Genomic DNA, 14,666 nt, shown 5'->3' with positions numbered 1-14,666 from the left:
CTACGCGGGCACGGGACGTGTTTCAGCCCACGAACATGTACTCCGCACCTCTTTTCCTGCGGCGCCCCGTACGCAGGTAAGGTGTCGAGACGTGTCAGACACCGCAGCAGCATCCCCAGCCAGCACCTCCACCGTCGCCTCCGAAGCCCACCGTCGGCGGACGTTCGCCGTCATCGCCCACCCGGACGCCGGTAAGTCCACGCTGACCGAGGCGCTGGCGCTGCACGCCCACGTCATCAACGAGGCCGGCGCCGTCCACGGCAAGGCCGGCCGTAAGTCCACGGTGTCGGACTGGATGGACATGGAGAAGGACCGCGGGATCTCCGTCGCGTCCTCCGCGCTGCAGTTCGAGTACGCCCCGGAGGGCCACACCGGCGAGCCGTACATGATCAACCTGGTCGACACCCCGGGCCACGCCGACTTCTCCGAGGACACCTACCGGGTGCTGACCGCCGTCGACGCCGCGGTGATGCTGGTGGACGGTGCGAAGGGCCTGGAGCCGCAGACCCTGAAGCTCTTCCGCGTCTGCAAGGCCCGCGGCCTGCCGATCATCACCGTGGTCAACAAGTGGGACCGCCCGGGCAAGGAGCCCCTGGAGCTCGTCGACGAGATCGTCACCGAGATCGGCCTGCAGCCGACCCCGCTGTTCTGGCCCGTCGGCCCCGCCGGCGACTTCCGGGGTCTCGCCCGCCTGGACCGCGAGGGTGAGGTGCAGGAGTACATCCACTTCCTGCGCACCGCCGGCGGCTCCACCATCGCCCCCGAGGAGCACTACTCCCCCGGGGACGCCTCGGCGAAGGAGGAGGACGCCTGGGACACCGCCGCGGAGGAGGCGGAACTGCTCGCCGCCGACGGCGCCGTGCACGACCAGGAGCTCTTCCTGGAGTGCACCACCTCCCCGTTGATCTTCGCCTCGGCGATGCTGAACTTCGGTGTGCACCAGATCCTGGACACCCTCTGTGCCCTGGCCCCGCAGCCGTCGTCCCGCGAGTCGGATCCCGCGGTGGTCGAGGCCGCGGCGTCCTCCGCGGGTGCGGCGATCGACTCCGTCCGCGACGTCACCGACGACTTCGCCGGCGTGGTGTTCAAGGTGCAGGCCGGCATGGACACCAACCACCGCGACAAGCTCGCCTTCATGCGCGTCGTCTCCGGAGAGTTCACCCGGGGCATGCAGGTCACCCACGCCCAGTCGGGGCGCAGCTTCTCCACGAAGTACGCCCTGACCGTCTTCGGCCGCGACCGCAACACCGTGGAGGCCGCCTACCCCGGCGACATCGTCGGCCTGGTCAACGCCGGAACCCTCGCCCCCGGTGACACCATCTACGCCGGACGCAAGGTGCAGTTCCGTCCCATGCCCCAGTTCGCCCCGGAGAACTTCCGCACCCTGCGGGCGAAGACGCTGGGCAAGTACAAGCAGTTCCGCAAGGCCCTGGAGCAGCTCGACTCCGAGGGTGTGGTGCAGATCCTGAAGAACGACGCCCGTGGCGACGCCAACCCGGTGATGGCCGCCGTCGGCCCGATGCAGTTCGAGGTCATGCAGGCGCGCATGCTCGCCGAGTACAACGTGGAGACCGTCACCGAGCCGGTGCCCTACTCCGTGGCCCGACGCACCGACGCCGCCAGCGCGCCGGAACTCGGCCGGCAGCGCGGCGTGGAGATCTTCACGCGTTCCGACGGGGCGCTCATCGCCCTGTTCGGGGACAAGTGGAAGCTCGCCTTCGTGGAGAAGGAGCACCCGGAGCTCACCATGGAACCCCTGGTCGCCGACTGACCGTGAGGGATCAGAGCAGGTGCACCGCGCCGAGCAGGATGAGCAAGACCGCCACGATGTAGCCTCCGGCGCGGGCGACGGTGCCCTGGTTCTGCCTCATCCAGGCGAACCTGCGGCCGACGGCGCTGTAGGGCCGCATCCGGATGTAGCCCACCACGAGGGCGCACAGGAACGGCAGGCTCAGCGCCACCGAGGCGTAGGCGAACATGCCCGCATACCGGGTGACCGTGTCGAAGTCTCCGGCGCTCATCACGGCGATGCCGGCGAAGAAGGGGACGGAGGTCGCCGACTGCACCAGTCCGAGGACAACGCCGGTACCGACTGTCGCGGGTGACGGAGTCCTCAGCGGCTTCATGATGCGTTCCACCAGCCCGGACGACCCGTCCCCGTCGCCGCGCCAGGCGAGGACCGCACTGACGACGCCGGTGAGGATCAGCAGGACGCCGAATACCGGGGACTCCACGAGGGTCGCGATCTTCTCGCCCAGCCCGTCGAAGACGAGCATGGTGAGCAGGGCCAGCAGCAGCACTCCGAGCCAGTCACCGAAGACCAGCAGTGTCGCCACGGACCCGTATCGTCCCCCCTTGTCCTTCAACGGCTGAGCCACGCCCACGGCGACGAGGACACCGATCAGCAGGAAGTTGACCGTGTCCATCAGGGCGAAGCTCAGCACGTACAGCACCCGGCTGATCCTACACGCTGACAGTGCCGCCCCACCCCGCTTCCGTGCACCTCTGGAAACATATCTATGCACGGATCGTGCAATATTGCGCGGGCAGTGCAATAATATCGGCCATGGCTAAACTCCTCTACCGGATCGGACGATCCGCATACCTCAACAGGTGGCGATTCATCGCCGTCTGGCTCCTGGTGCTCATCGGTGCGGGCACCGCCGCCGCGACCATGATGAAGCCCACGTCCATGACCTTCACCATCCCCGGTCTCGAGTCCGTGGAGACCCAGGAGGAGATGAGCGAGCTCTTCCCCGACGGCGGGGACGACATGGAGGCACCCACGGGCACCGTGGTCGTCCGCGCCCCCGAGGGCGGCTCCCTGACGGACCCGGCCACCAAGGCCGACCTCGACTCCCTCATCGCCGACCTGCAGGACCAGGACGCCCTCGTCGACCCGGAGTCCATCGTGGACCCGGTCACGGCCGCCGCCGGCATGGAGAAGCAGCTCACCGCCGCCAAGGCCGAACAGGACTTGCCGAAGGAGCAGATCCAGGCTGACCTGCAGGCCCTCTCCCCCGTCAGCGAGAACGAGCGCACCGGCACGTTCACGGTGACCTTCAAGGGCGACACCTCGCAGGACGTCTCCCCCGAGGACGTCACCGGTGTCACCGACGTTCTCGACGACCACGCCACCGACAACCTCGAGGTCTCCTACAACGGCAACGTCTTCCAGATGCCCGAGATCGGCGGCACCGCCGAGCTCATCGGCATGGCCGTCGCCGCCATCGTCCTGATCATCACCTTCGGCTCCTTCGTGGCCGCCGGTCTGCCGCTGCTCACCGCCGTCGTCGGCGTGGGCACCGGCATGATGCTGATCTACGCCGGCACCGCCCTGACCGACTCGATCAACAACATGACCCCGACCCTGGCCTCCATGATCGGCCTGGCCGTGGGCATCGACTACGCCCTGTTCATCGTGTCGCGGTTCAGGAATGAACTCGTCGCCTTCGCCGGCGGCAACAACATGACACCGAAGGAACTGGCCCAGGCGATCAAGAAGACCACGCACCGGCAGCGGGCCCACCTCGCCGGGCTCGCCGTGGGCAAGGCAGGCTCCGCGGTGTGCTTCGCCGGCCTGACCGTGATCATCGCGCTGACCGCGCTGTCGATCATCAACATCCCGTTCCTCACCGCCATGGCCCTCGCCGCGGCCCTGACGGTGTTCATCGCCGTCATCGTGGCCGTCACCCTGCTGCCCGCGATCCTCGGTGCCTTCGGCACGAAGTCCTTCGCCGGACGCGCCCCGGTGGTCAAGGCCCCGGACCCCGAGGACGAGAAGCCCACCATGGGCCTGAAGTGGGTCCGCCAGATCCGCAAGCGCCCGCTGGTCTTCGCCCTCAGCTCCGTGCTGCTGCTCGTCGTCCTGGCGATCCCGGCCCTGGGACTGCAGCTGGCCATGCCCACCGACGACTCCGCCAAGCTGGGCAGCCCGCAGCGCACCGCGTCCGAGTGGGTCAACGAGGACTTCGGGCCGGGCCGCAACGCCCCCATGGTCGCCCTGGTGAAGACCGACGACCCGGCGCAGGGCCCCACCACCTTCGGCACCGCGGTCGAGGAGATCAGCCAGGTCGAGGGGGTCGCCAACGCCCAGGTCGCGCAGGTCTCCGAGGACGGCACCGCCGCACAGGTGCTGATCACCCCGACCACCGGCGCCACCGACGAAGCCACCAACGACACCCTCCAGTCGCTCCGCGACGCCAAGGACGCCTTCCACCAGCACACCGGCGGGGAGTACTCGGTCACCGGTGTCACCCCGATCTTCGAGGACATCTCCGACCGACTCTCCGACGTGCTCATCCCGTACGTGGCGATCGTCGTGGTCCTCGCCTTCGTCCTGCTGGTCGTGGTGTTCCGCTCCCTGTGGGTGCCGCTGATCGCCGCGCTGGGCTTCGCGCTCTCCGTCGCCGCCACCTTCGGCCTGACCGTGGGCATCTGGCAGTGGGGCTGGCTGGGCATCACCGATGACCCGCAGCCGATCATCTCCTTCCTGCCGATCATGCTCATCGGCATCGTCTTCGGCCTCGCCATGGACTACCAGGTGTTCCTGGTGACCCGCATGCGCGAGGGGTACGTGCACGGCAAGACCGCCGGCAACGCCGTCTCCAACGGCTTCAAGCACGGTGCGCGCGTGGTCACCGCCGCAGCGCTGATCATGATCTCGGTGTTCGCCGCCTTCGTGCTGATGGACGAGCCGTTCATCGCCGTGATGGGTTCTGCCCTGGCGATGGCCGTGCTGATCGACGCCTTCGTGGTGCGCATGACCATCGTCCCGGCGGTCCTGTTCCTGCTCGGCGACCGTGCGTGGAAGCTCCCGGCGTGGCTCGACAAGATCATCCCCACCGTCGACGTCGAGGGCGAGGGCCTCGTGGGTCTCGAGGCCCCCGAAGCTCCGGAGGTTCCGGAGGCTCCCGCCACCGCAGGCGCATCCACCGAGGGCACGACGACAGATGGCCGCTAACGACGCACTCTCCCTCCGGGAGCAGAAGAAGGAGGAGACCCGCCGGGCACTCGCACGTGCCTCCGCGGAGCTCCTGCTCAGCGAGGGCAGCGACGGGATGACCGTCGCGGCCGTCGCCGAACGGGCGGGAGTGTCCACCAGGACGTTCCACAACTACTTCCCCCGGCGCGAGGACGCACTGCTGTTCTTCATCGAGGAGACCATCGACGAACTGCGGCAGGAAGTCGAGGACGCCCCTGCGGACGAACACCCCCTGGACATCATGCAGCGGCTCGTCACCGACCGCGTCGACGACGACGGCACGGTCTCCGACGACCCCGGCACCCTGCTGAACCTGCGCTCGATCGCCGACCACCTGAGCTACATCACCGGTCCGGACGAGAAGGAGCGGGTGATGCACATCGCCGACGGCCTGATGGACGCCATCCACGAGCGCACCAAGGGGTCGATGAGCCGCCAGGCGAGCGCACTGATGACCGTGTCCTGCCTGACCGCCGGGGCCATCGCCGTGGAGTCACGTGCGAAGGAGAGGGGACGCGACTGCATGGTCATGTTCCCCAGCTGGGCATCGACCGAGCACTCGCCTGCCGAGGTCCTCGAGGAGGGGTTCACGCTGTTGCGTGACGGCTTCGGCGGCTGAGTCCACCACGGGAGTATTCGACGGGCACGGTGACCATCTGGCTGCGTCGGTTGTCCACCATCGCCACCGTGCTCGTCACCGTGCTGGTCCTGGTCCGCTACCGAGCACTTCCCGACACGATTCCCGTGCATTTCGACTTCAGCGGAGAAGCCGACGACTGGGGGCCGCGAACGACGGTCCTCTTTCTGTCGCTCCTGATGGTGGCATGTATCGGCGGTTCCCTGTGGGCGTCCCGGCATCCTGACTCTTCCTGGTTCAACTACCCGAAAGAAGTCACCGAAGAAAACGCCCAGCAGCTCTACCGGGCCGGTGAGCAGCTCATGGTCTGGTTGAGTGTCGCACTGGTGTGGATCTACGCCGGCATGTCGTTGACCCTGTTCACCGGGTTCAATGCCACGGCTACCGTCGGCCCGGGACTCATTGTGCTTCTGGTTTCCACAGTGGCAGGCATAGTGAAGACTGTCCGGGCCTGACGCCGGTCACCAGTCCTTCGTCAGTTCACGAGCCACCGGAACCAGGTCAACCTGCATTGTCCCGTCAATCGCGGAGACCGCGGCACCGCGGGCTGAGGCCGGGTCGAGAACGATCGCGGAGCTGAAACCGCCTGCGTACCCGTTGTGCCAGACCGTGGAGCCGGACTGACGCATCTCCGGGTCCTGCTCGATGAACCACCCGGCACCGATTCTGTTCCCGGGACCGACAGAACTCGTAGGATCGACGCCGATCAACGGGGTGAAGGCATCGTTCCATCCTGGCAGACTGCCGTTGACCATGAAGGTCAGAAGTACTGCGAGGTCGTCTGCGGAGGCCCGTATTCCTCCGGCCGGGGCGTAGCCTTCTCCCGTCCACGGCACCTGTCGTCGATTGAAGACGCTCAACCCCGGCGCGTCACCCGGGCTTTCGCCGCTCCCGGGTTCCGGGACGTGGATCGTCGGGCGACGCAGGGGTACGGCCAACCGCTCAGCCACCAGCTGCGGGTAGCTCAGTCCGGTCGCCGACGCCAGAGCGTGTCCCAACGCGGCACCTCCGAGATTCGAATAGCTGAAGGTCCCCGGAGTGGTCCGGCACCGACGTAGCTGGGCGAAGAGTTGCTCGATGCCCTCGGGTTGCGGATCACGGCCACGAAGGATTCGGACGTTCATCCGGAGAAGATCACGGCGTGTACCGCCAACGGCGGGGAGGCCGGAGGTGTGGGTGAGCAGCGACTCCAGGGTGGCCGCACCGGCGGCGGTGCCCTGAAGCGGAAGGAAACGGTCGAGGGTGTCATCCGGTCGGACGGTTCCTTCAGAGACAAGGCCGGAGTAGATGAGTCCGTTCAGTGCTTTTCCGACGGAGCCGAGCAGGAAAGTTCGGTCAGTCGGGAAGCCGACACCAGCTGCTGCGGCTCCACCGGGGAGATGGGGCCCGGCGGCTGCTACCGCAGCACCGAACAGAGCAGGCTTTTCCGGGATTCTGCGGAGGAACTCCTCAGCCAGGACGCGGTCGCCGAACAACGGAGATGACCGTGTGATCGGCTGACGGCTCATTACGCTCCCCTCCCCGGCGCTCTCCAGGTCATGGCCTGGCCGTTCTCCGGGAGCCCGCCCGCCGGCGCCCCGTCCGCGCCCTCGACCGTGATCCCGGAGAACGCGACAGGTACACCCTCCGCTATCCAGAAGGACCTGCGGTCCGACAGTTGGGCGTGGACATGTGGTTCGCTGCTGTTCCCGGAGTTCCCGCATCGTCCCACCTGCTGACCGGCGTGGACCTCCTCCCCCACCGTCACTGCCGCGGATCCTCGTTGCAGATGTGCCACGGTGGCGAACACTCCGTCGGTGGTTCGGACCGTGACGTGGTTCCCGACGACGAACCGTGGTCCGCCGAGACTTCGGACTGCCCCCTCAAGGATCAAGTAGACCATCCCCGGCATGTTCGACCGTGACGCGTGGTCCCGCTGCGAATCGGCGACGCTGACCACCGTGCCGGCGACCATGGCGAGCACGGGTTTCCCGAAAGCCGGATACTCCTCCACAGCGCGGAACGCCCGGCCGCCGAAGGTCGGCCGCGACTCCGGTCCGTCCGGCTCATGGACTACGTCGATGGCGTAAGCCTGCCCGTACGCACGGGTTCCGTGGCTGGGGACCGCGGAGGCGGGGCTGTTCAGTCCTACCCAGCGCCCCTCGACCGGAGGCTGAACCGTCCGGACCGGGACGTCGGGCAGCATCCTGGCACCGGCGACGGAAAGCATGCCGACAGCCACGAGGACGATGGCCGCGGACGCCGAGATGCTCAGGCGGACACTCACCGGGACGTCGACTCCGCGCAGCAGCGTCAGGTCGACGACGATCCAGATGAGCATCGCCGCGACAGCCACCGCGAGCAGCAGCGTGCGGCCGCGGTAGGCGGCGATGACCCAGGCCCTCATGAGCCGGATCCGGCCATACAGGCCAGCAGGGGCACGACGCGCGCGACTGGAACCTCGTACGCCCCACGCCCGCTCTGCCGCACCCACCCCGCTGCGACGAGCTGGCGCAGGTGGTGGTGGAGTTGTCCGGTGGTGCCGAGGTGCTCCAGCGCCGCCAGGTCCGCGGTCCTGTGGGTGCCGTTGAGGATGTGCCGGAGGATCTCCAGTCTCGCGGAATGCCCCAATGCGGCGAACGACGCGGCGAGGTCAGACCAGTCGGAGTCCAGGAGCGCGTCGGTGTCGCGGCTTTCCTGCCACTCCACCGGGCCCTCGGGAAGCTGGAGGGCTCCGACGATCATCACCTCTCCTGTGCCCGTCGTCCTGTCCTTCACGCCGTCGAGCGCCCAGAACGCCCCGCCGGCATCGGACGGTTCCGACGGACAGCCGCCGTCACCCGGCCCATTTCGCTCCAGCGCCTCGACCCGGAGGGTGAGCCGTTCGACCGCAGCCGTGAGTGATGTCAGGTCTTCTGCCATATCGACAAGAGTACGCACATACGTAGTTACGTACAAGAAGCACCAACGACGACACCGTCAGCGCTCACGGTTCAGAACAGCGCCTGCGCCGCCATGGCCAGGAGCATCAGGGCGGTGGCCGCAAGCACCAGCAGCAAGACCGCCGCGCCGACCCTCCCACCCCGGGTGGCGACATTGAACGTGAAGTTCGTGCCCGAACCCGTCGCCACCATCACGCTGTCGTTGCCCGGGATCTCCACGAAGATGAGCCACCGTCGACGGCGCCCGTCAGCGAAGGGGAACTTCCGGGCGACGGCGTCGCCGTACCGTCCCATCACCACCAGCAGCCAGACCGTGCTGGCCACGAAACCGAACAAGGCCAGCGCCTCGAGCCACCCCGCCATCCCCCGGACCCACTCCCACGGCCCGTTGAGGCCGAGCGTCAGCACCGTCATCGAGGTCGACAGCATCACGCAGTACCAGCCCAGCAGGGGCTGCATCACCTTGAACTCATGCCAGCTGCGCTGCGCGTCCAGCGGCGAGTCCGCGCCCCCGCGCTCGAACAGCGACGCCGAGTGCAACCGGATGAAAAGTCCGGCGAACACCATGGTCAGCACACAGATCACCGGACCGAGCAGCACGCCGAACAGCAGCGTCCCCATCGACTTCGGTTCCCAGGCGTCCGGCTCCCCGGAGAACCCCCAGTGGGTCGGCATCGGGTCCGGCAGCGCGTCGTAGGACGCGACCAGTGCCAACGTCACCGCGACCGGTGGCAGCAGCGCCAGCAGGTACAGGTAGCCGGGCATCGTCACCGGCGGGTGATCCTCTTTCCGGGGTTCCGCATGTGCCTCTTCCGTCATGCCCTCAGAGAATAACAGTCCCGGCGAGTCAATCGGCCGCATCGCCCCGGGCAGCCGGTGTACCCTGTCCACCTGTACGCATTCTCAGGGCGGGGTGGAAGTCCCCACCGGCGGTCAAAGCCCGCGAGCGCCACCTCCACCAGGTGGGTCAAGCAGATCCGGTGTGATTCCGGAGCCGACGGTCACAGTCCGGACGGGAGAGAAAGGCTGGACACCTCATGTCCGGAATTCTGGCGTCGGTCGGCGACGCCCTCACGACGTTCCTCAACGCGCAGTGGTCGATCGGCGACTCGGCGATCCTCTGGCGGGAGGTCATCGGCAACGGTTTCGGCATCGCCTCGGCCATCGGCGGCATGCGTCGCGTGGTCTGGGCCTGGCCCGTGGGCATCGCCGGCAACATCCTGCTGTTCACCGTGTTCCTCGGCGGTGTATTCCACACCCCGCAGGACCTGGACCTCTACGGCCAGGCGGCACGCCAGGTCATGTTCTTCGTCGTCAGCCTCTACGGCTGGTGGCAGTGGCACCGGGCGACCACGGCCGGGTTGCGGGAGCCCGGCGACACCGACCCGTCGCGGTCCATCCTCTCCGAACCCGCGGAGACCTACGAGGCGGTGCAGCCCCGCTGGGCCACCCCGCGCGAACGGCTGTTCATGCTGGCGGTCGCGGTGATCGGGACCTGCGGTTTCGCGTGGGTCTTCAGTGCCCTGGGCTCATGGGGGCCGTGGGCGGACGCCTGGATCTTCACCGGGTCCCTGCTCGCCACCTTCGGCATGGCCAGGGGGTGGACGGAGTTCTGGCTGATCTGGATCGCCGTGGACATTGTGGGGGTCCCGTTGCTCTTCAGCGCCGGCTACTACCCCAGCGCCGTGCTGTACCTCGTCTACGGTGTCTTCGTCACCTGGGGTTTCCTGGTGTGGCTCCGGGTCCAGCGACGGTCCGCCTGATCTCCTCGCGCTGCTCCGCGGTCACCTCTGCCACCGTCGCCGGGGAGAAGCGCGCCTGCCGGTCCTTGTCCACCAGCACCGCGCGGACCCCCTCAGGGAAGTTCGGCTGCCGGCGCAGAAGACGCCCCAGTGCAAACTCGGCGTCCAGGGCCTGACGCAGCGAGGAGTGCGCGGAGTAGTTCAGCAGTTCCGTCGCCGCCACCAGGGACAACGGGTTGGCCGGGGCGAGCATCGTCCGGACGTCGTCGGCGAAGGCACCGTCCGCCTCGTCGACCCGCCGCTGGATCGCCGACCAGTCGTCGCCGTCGAAGGTCCGGGTGATCCAGTCCAGGTTCCGCGCCAGGGTCGACTCCCCGGCGGTGTCCCGCCCGGCGGTGCGTTCCAGCGCCGCGTCCAGCCCGTCGGTGACGAAGGCCTCGCGGAAGGCCGCGGCGTCTCCGTCCCGCAGGATGTGCGTCGCCAACCCGCTCCACAGCAGGTCGTCTGCGGTGAGCCGGTAGGCCGTCGTCGCCAGGAACACGCCGAGCGCCACACGCGACTCCTCAGGGACGTGCGGAAGATGGGTGAAGGCGTGGGAGATGCCGACGTCGGTGACGAAGCCGATCGCCATCTCGGGCATGGACTGCCACGTCCGCTCCGTGATCACCCGGACACCCGCGTGGGCGGAGACCCCGAGACCACCGCCCATGGCGATGCCGTCGACCAGGGCGACCGTCGGCTTCGGGAAGGTGGCCAGGGCGTGGTTCATGTCGTACTCGTCGCGGAAGAGCTCGTCGCCTGCGGTGTAGTCCCCGGCGAGGTCGGAGTCGCGCACCGACCGCACGTCACCGCCGGCGCAGTAGGCCTTCTCCCCCGAGGAGCACAACAGCACCCTGTCGACGTCGTCGTCACCACGGAAGGTGTCGAGCGCTGCGGCGACGGTGGTGATCATCGGGTGGTTCAGGGCGTTGAGCGCCGACGGGCGGTCGAGGGTGATCACTCCGGCACCGCGGAGGGTCTCGACACGGACACCGGCTGTCTGGGAGGTGGGTGTGGTGGTCATGTCAGCCATGGTGGCACGAAATCGCGGCGGGCCGCACGGGGGTGGCTCAGGTACGGAGGTGAACATCGTAAAACTGTGAGCTGGAACACGGTTGCTTTGCTATTGTGACAGAAAGAACGGTCGCCACGGCGATCCACATTCCCGTCCGGATGGAGAAGACATGACAACCGCGTCCACAGGCAGCTCGTCCACCACCGTGCCGATCGATCCCGCGATCCAGTCCGTGGGCCACATGCTCCGTAGACGCATCGCGGAGACCCCGGACCGGCGCGCCTACAGCTTCCCGGTGTCCGACGGCGCGGGCGGCGAAACCTGGACGGCCGTGACCTGGGCGGAGCTGGGCACACAGGCCTCGGAGGTCGCCGGCGGGCTGATGTCCCTGGGGATCGCCCCCGAGGAGCGCGTCGCCATCGCCAGCGCCACCCGCTACGAGTGGGCGCTGGCGAACTACGGCATCATGTACGCCTCCGCCGCCACGGTGACCGTGTACCCCACCACCGTCCCCGATGACGTCTCCTTCATCCTCGACGACTCGGGCTCCCGCCTCGTCTTCGCCGAGGACCGGGAGCAGGTGGACAAGCTCCTGGGTCTCCGCGAGGAGATCCCCGGTGTGCAGACCGTGGTCCTCATCGACGGCACGGTCCCCGACGGCGCCGGGGACTGGGTGATCACCCTGGACGAGCTTCGCGAGCGCGGACGCGTCTACCTGTCGGAGAACCCCTCCGCCGTCGACGACCGGATCGACGCCACCCGTCTCGAGCACCTCTCGACGCTGATCTACACCTCCGGGACCACCGGCCGGCCCAAGGGCGTCCGGCTCCCCCACCGGGTGTGGGTCTTCGAGGCCCACGCCTCCGAGGTCACCTCGAACTCCGGGCCGGAGAATCTCCTCACCATCGACGACAAGCAGTTCCTCTGGTTGCCGTTGGCCCACGTGATGGGCAAGCTGCTCCTCGTCCTCCCCCTCCACATCGGGTACGAGACCGCGATCGACGGGCGCATCGACAAGATCATCGACAACCTCGCGATCGTCAGGCCCACCTTCATGGGCTCCGCCCCACGGATCTTCGAGAAGGCCTACAACGGCATCGCCACGATGATGGCCACCGAGGGCGGCGCGAAGGAGAAGCTCTTCCACTGGGCCAGCCGCGTGTGTGTCCAGGTCTTCGACGCCGACCACGGCGTCGGTTCCGCCAGCGCCTGGGTCCGCCTGCAGGCGAAGATCGGCGACCGGCTGGTGATGTCGAAGATCCGCGAACGCTTCGGCGGCAACGTCAACTACTTCATCTCCGGTTCCGCGGCGCTGAACACCGAGATCGCCCGCTGGTTCGGCGCCGCCGGCATGCCCATCCTGGAGGGCTACGGGCTCACCGAGACCAGTGCGGCGACCTGCCTCACCCGGCCCCACATCTACCGCGCCGGCTACGTCGGCCCACCGCTGGAAGGCATTGAGGCCCGCATCGCCGAGGATGGCGAGGTGCTGATCAAGGGGCCCGGCGTGATGGACGGCTACCACAACAACCCCGAGGCCACCGCCGAGGTCCTGGACGCCGACGGCTGGTTCCACACCGGGGACATCGGCGAGATGGACAGCGAGGGCCGGGTGAGGATCACCGACCGGAAGAAGGAGCTGTTCAAGACCTCCAACGGCAAGTACGTCGCACCCGCGCAGATCGAGGCCAAGTTCAAGGGCCTGTGCCCGGTCGCCAGCCAGCTGGTGGTCATCGGCAGCGACCGGCCGTTCGTCTCAGCCCTGGTCACCCTGGACGAGGACGCCGTCACCGCCTGGGCGGCGAAAAACGGCGTCTCCGGCAACTACCGGGAGATCCTCCGGGCCCCCGAGACCAGGGAGATGGTGCAGGGCTACGTCGACGAGCTCAACAGCCACCTGAACCGGTGGGAGCAGGTCAAGAAGTTCACCATCCTGCACCGTGACCTCGACGTGGACTACCAGGAGGTCACCCCGTCACTGAAGCTGCGCCGCAAGGTGATCCACGAGCACTTCGACAAGGAGATCGCCGCCCACTACGAGTGACCGGGCTACTTCTTCCCGTCCTTCTTTTTCTTCCGCCGCTTCCCCTTCTCCAGCTCAGAGGCCAGGTCGGGGACGTAGCGGAACTCCGTGCGGGGAGGCCGCTCGTAGTCCGAGGCGACCTCCGGACGCTCCGGGATCCGCGGGGGCGTGTGCTCGACCTTCTCCCACGGCACCGAAGCCAGGATGTGGTTGATCACGTTGATCCTGGAGCGCTTCTTGTCCTCGCTCTCCACCGTGTACCACGGGGCCGCGGGCGTGTCGGTGTGGGCGAACATCTCGTCCTTCGCCCGGGAGTAGTCCTCCCACCGGGTGATCGACTGCAGGTCCATCGGCGAGAGCTTCCACTGGCGCAGCGGATCGTCGCGGCGCGAGGTGAACCGGGCGACCTGCTCCTCGTCGGAGACGGAGAACCAGTACTTGCGCAGCATGATCCCGTCCTCGACGAGGAGACGTTCGAAGATCGGCGCCTGGTGCAGGAACCGGCGGTACTCGGAGGCCGAGCAGAACCCCATCACCCTCTCCACGCCGGCGCGGTTGTACCAGGAACGGTCGAAGATCACGATCTCCCCGGCGGTGGGGAGCTTCTCGACGTACCGCTGGAAGTACCACTGCCCCTGTTCGCGTGAGGTCGGCGCGGGAAGTGCCTCCACCCGGCAGAACCGCGGGTTGAGGTACTGGGTGATCCGCTTGATCGCCGACCCCTTGCCCGCGGCGTCCCGCCCCTCCATGATGATCACCACGCGGGCCCCGGTTTCCCGGACCCACTGCTGCATGTCCACCAGGTCGGCCTGGAGCTTCTTCAGCTCCTTCTCGTAGGCCTTCTTGTCCAGTTTCGGAGGACGGGTCCCTGTCGGGTTCTCCGCGGGGGCTTTCGGTCCCGGAGCGTGCTGTGACGTCATGGGGACCGAGTTTACCTTCTACTCCACGGAGAATTCCGCCATGCGGTCCCACTCGCTTTTACCCGGGATGGAGGTGTTAATGATCTGCGGGGTCTCGGCGAGGACCGTGGGGAAGAGCTCGCAGGCGGCGGCGAAGTGGTCGCTGTTGACGTGGGGACCGTCAGCGCCGTCGGCGAAGGCCTCGACGAGGAAGTACTCGGAGGGGTCGTCGGTGCCGCGGAACCAGTCGAACCACAGGTTGCCCTCCTCGGCGCGGGTGGCCTCGGTGAAGTCCGCGACGACCTCACGGAAGTTCTCGACGTACTCGGGCAGCGGACGGAATCGGACGTTGATCAAAATCATGCCGACCAGGGTACGCGACATGCTGATTCCATGTTGATGCAGG

At 67.6% G+C, this 14,666-nt stretch carries 14 protein-coding genes and 1 riboswitch; of the genes, 6 read left to right on the top strand and 8 right to left on the bottom strand.

What is annotated here, in order from left to right:
• Positions 1–91 precede the first annotated feature (91 nt).
• Positions 92–1,771, top strand: a complete 1,680-nt coding sequence (locus tag Q0A34_RS06455) for a peptide chain release factor 3 (protein ID WP_291479185.1) — start codon at positions 92–94, stop codon at positions 1,769–1,771.
• A gap of 10 nt (positions 1,772–1,781) precedes the next feature.
• Here Q0A34_RS06455 and Q0A34_RS06450 read toward each other — a convergent pair whose 3' ends face one another.
• On the bottom strand, positions 1,782–2,453 hold the full coding sequence (locus Q0A34_RS06450) for a hypothetical protein (protein ID WP_291479184.1): 672 nt from the start codon (positions 2,451–2,453) through the stop codon (positions 1,782–1,784).
• Positions 2,454–2,566: 113 nt separating this feature from the next.
• Between Q0A34_RS06450 and Q0A34_RS06445 the strand changes: the two genes are divergently transcribed.
• The 3 genes from Q0A34_RS06445 (at position 2,567) to Q0A34_RS06435 (ending at position 6,076) form a co-directional block, all read left to right on the top strand.
• On the top strand, positions 2,567–4,963 hold the full coding sequence (locus Q0A34_RS06445) for an MMPL family transporter (RefSeq protein WP_291479183.1): 2,397 nt from the start codon (positions 2,567–2,569) through the stop codon (positions 4,961–4,963).
• Positions 4,953–5,603 (top strand): TetR/AcrR family transcriptional regulator, encoded by a 651-nt coding sequence (locus tag Q0A34_RS06440; protein ID WP_291479182.1) that lies wholly within the window; start codon positions 4,953–4,955, stop codon positions 5,601–5,603. Before Q0A34_RS06445 ends, Q0A34_RS06440 begins: the two co-directional genes overlap by 11 nt.
• 68 nt (positions 5,604–5,671) lie before the next feature.
• Positions 5,672–6,076 (top strand): DUF1648 domain-containing protein, encoded by a 405-nt coding sequence (locus Q0A34_RS06435; protein ID WP_291479181.1) that lies wholly within the window; start codon positions 5,672–5,674, stop codon positions 6,074–6,076.
• A gap of 6 nt (positions 6,077–6,082) precedes the next feature.
• Here Q0A34_RS06435 and Q0A34_RS06430 read toward each other — a convergent pair whose 3' ends face one another.
• The 4 genes from Q0A34_RS06430 to Q0A34_RS06415 form a co-directional block, all read right to left on the bottom strand.
• The gene (locus Q0A34_RS06430) at positions 6,083–7,129 is read right to left on the bottom strand and encodes a serine hydrolase domain-containing protein (RefSeq protein WP_291479180.1); all 1,047 of its coding nucleotides are present in this window, start codon (positions 7,127–7,129) and stop codon (positions 6,083–6,085) included.
• Positions 7,129–8,007, bottom strand: a complete 879-nt coding sequence (locus tag Q0A34_RS06425) for a M23 family metallopeptidase (protein WP_291479179.1) — start codon at positions 8,005–8,007, stop codon at positions 7,129–7,131. The genes Q0A34_RS06430 and Q0A34_RS06425 overlap by 1 nt, the downstream gene beginning before the upstream one ends.
• Positions 8,004–8,522: a winged helix-turn-helix domain-containing protein gene (locus Q0A34_RS06420; RefSeq protein ID WP_291479178.1), complete on the bottom strand. Its 519-nt coding sequence runs from the start codon at positions 8,520–8,522 to the stop codon at positions 8,004–8,006. The genes Q0A34_RS06425 and Q0A34_RS06420 overlap by 4 nt, the downstream gene beginning before the upstream one ends.
• Positions 8,523–8,593: 71 nt before the next feature.
• Entirely contained in the window at positions 8,594–9,361 is a 768-nt protein-coding gene (locus Q0A34_RS06415) for a DUF1648 domain-containing protein (protein WP_291479177.1), read from the bottom strand.
• 76 nt (positions 9,362–9,437) lie between these two features.
• Positions 9,438–9,570: riboswitch (FMN riboswitch) on the top strand.
• A gap of 9 nt (positions 9,571–9,579) precedes the next feature.
• Here Q0A34_RS06415 and Q0A34_RS06410 point away from each other — a divergent pair.
• Positions 9,580–10,305: a nicotinamide mononucleotide transporter family protein gene (locus Q0A34_RS06410; RefSeq protein ID WP_291479176.1), complete on the top strand. Its 726-nt coding sequence runs from the start codon at positions 9,580–9,582 to the stop codon at positions 10,303–10,305.
• Here the strand turns inward: Q0A34_RS06410 and Q0A34_RS06405 are convergent.
• Positions 10,256–11,347 carry a 3-hydroxyisobutyryl-CoA hydrolase gene (locus Q0A34_RS06405; protein ID WP_291479175.1) on the bottom strand — a complete coding sequence of 364 codons (1,092 nt, stop codon included), beginning with the start codon at positions 11,345–11,347 and terminating at the stop codon, positions 10,256–10,258. The two genes, Q0A34_RS06410 and Q0A34_RS06405, sit on opposite strands and share 50 nt — an antisense overlap.
• Before the next feature lie 160 nt (positions 11,348–11,507).
• Here Q0A34_RS06405 and Q0A34_RS06400 point away from each other — a divergent pair, with 160 nt between their 5' ends.
• The gene (locus Q0A34_RS06400) at positions 11,508–13,382 is read left to right on the top strand and encodes a long-chain fatty acid--CoA ligase (RefSeq protein ID WP_291479174.1); all 1,875 of its coding nucleotides are present in this window, start codon (positions 11,508–11,510) and stop codon (positions 13,380–13,382) included.
• Positions 13,383–13,387: 5 nt separating this feature from the next.
• Here Q0A34_RS06400 and ppk2 read toward each other — a convergent pair whose 3' ends face one another.
• Complete coding sequence (gene ppk2, locus Q0A34_RS06395) at positions 13,388–14,281, bottom strand: polyphosphate kinase 2 (protein WP_291479173.1); 894 nt, start codon at positions 14,279–14,281, stop codon at positions 13,388–13,390.
• Positions 14,282–14,299: 18 nt separating this feature from the next.
• Positions 14,300–14,623 carry a putative quinol monooxygenase gene (locus tag Q0A34_RS06390; RefSeq protein ID WP_291479172.1) on the bottom strand — a complete coding sequence of 108 codons (324 nt, stop codon included), beginning with the start codon at positions 14,621–14,623 and terminating at the stop codon, positions 14,300–14,302.
• Between the last annotated feature and the right edge of the window lie 43 nt (positions 14,624–14,666).

The organism is Corynebacterium sp. (assembly GCF_022712195.1).
In the GTDB taxonomy this organism is placed as follows: Bacteria; Actinomycetota; Actinomycetes; order Mycobacteriales; family Mycobacteriaceae; genus Corynebacterium.
Note: the sequence above shows the minus strand (reverse complement) of the source record. Positions and strands in the feature narration are given on the sequence as shown.

Excerpts from the sequence above, each read along its gene's own strand:
- Q0A34_RS06445 (WP_291479183.1), top strand. The coding sequence starts at position 2,567 with ATGGCTAAACTCCTCTACCGGATCGGACGATCCGCATACCTCAACAGG.
- Q0A34_RS06440 (WP_291479182.1), top strand. The coding sequence starts at position 4,953 with ATGGCCGCTAACGACGCACTCTCCCTCCGGGAGCAGAAGAAGGAGGAG.
- Q0A34_RS06430 (WP_291479180.1), bottom strand. The coding sequence starts at position 7,129 with ATGAGCCGTCAGCCGATCACACGGTCATCTCCGTTGTTCGGCGACCGC.
- Q0A34_RS06425 (WP_291479179.1), bottom strand. The coding sequence starts at position 8,007 with ATGAGGGCCTGGGTCATCGCCGCCTACCGCGGCCGCACGCTGCTGCTC.
- Q0A34_RS06420 (WP_291479178.1), bottom strand. The coding sequence starts at position 8,522 with ATGGCAGAAGACCTGACATCACTCACGGCTGCGGTCGAACGGCTCACC.
- Q0A34_RS06415 (WP_291479177.1), bottom strand. The coding sequence starts at position 9,361 with ATGACGGAAGAGGCACATGCGGAACCCCGGAAAGAGGATCACCCGCCG.
- Q0A34_RS06410 (WP_291479176.1), top strand. The coding sequence starts at position 9,580 with ATGTCCGGAATTCTGGCGTCGGTCGGCGACGCCCTCACGACGTTCCTC.
- Q0A34_RS06405 (WP_291479175.1), bottom strand. The coding sequence starts at position 11,347 with ATGACCACCACACCCACCTCCCAGACAGCCGGTGTCCGTGTCGAGACC.
- Q0A34_RS06400 (WP_291479174.1), top strand. The coding sequence starts at position 11,508 with ATGACAACCGCGTCCACAGGCAGCTCGTCCACCACCGTGCCGATCGAT.
- ppk2 (WP_291479173.1), bottom strand. The coding sequence starts at position 14,281 with ATGACGTCACAGCACGCTCCGGGACCGAAAGCCCCCGCGGAGAACCCG.
- Q0A34_RS06390 (WP_291479172.1), bottom strand. The coding sequence starts at position 14,623 with ATGATTTTGATCAACGTCCGATTCCGTCCGCTGCCCGAGTACGTCGAG.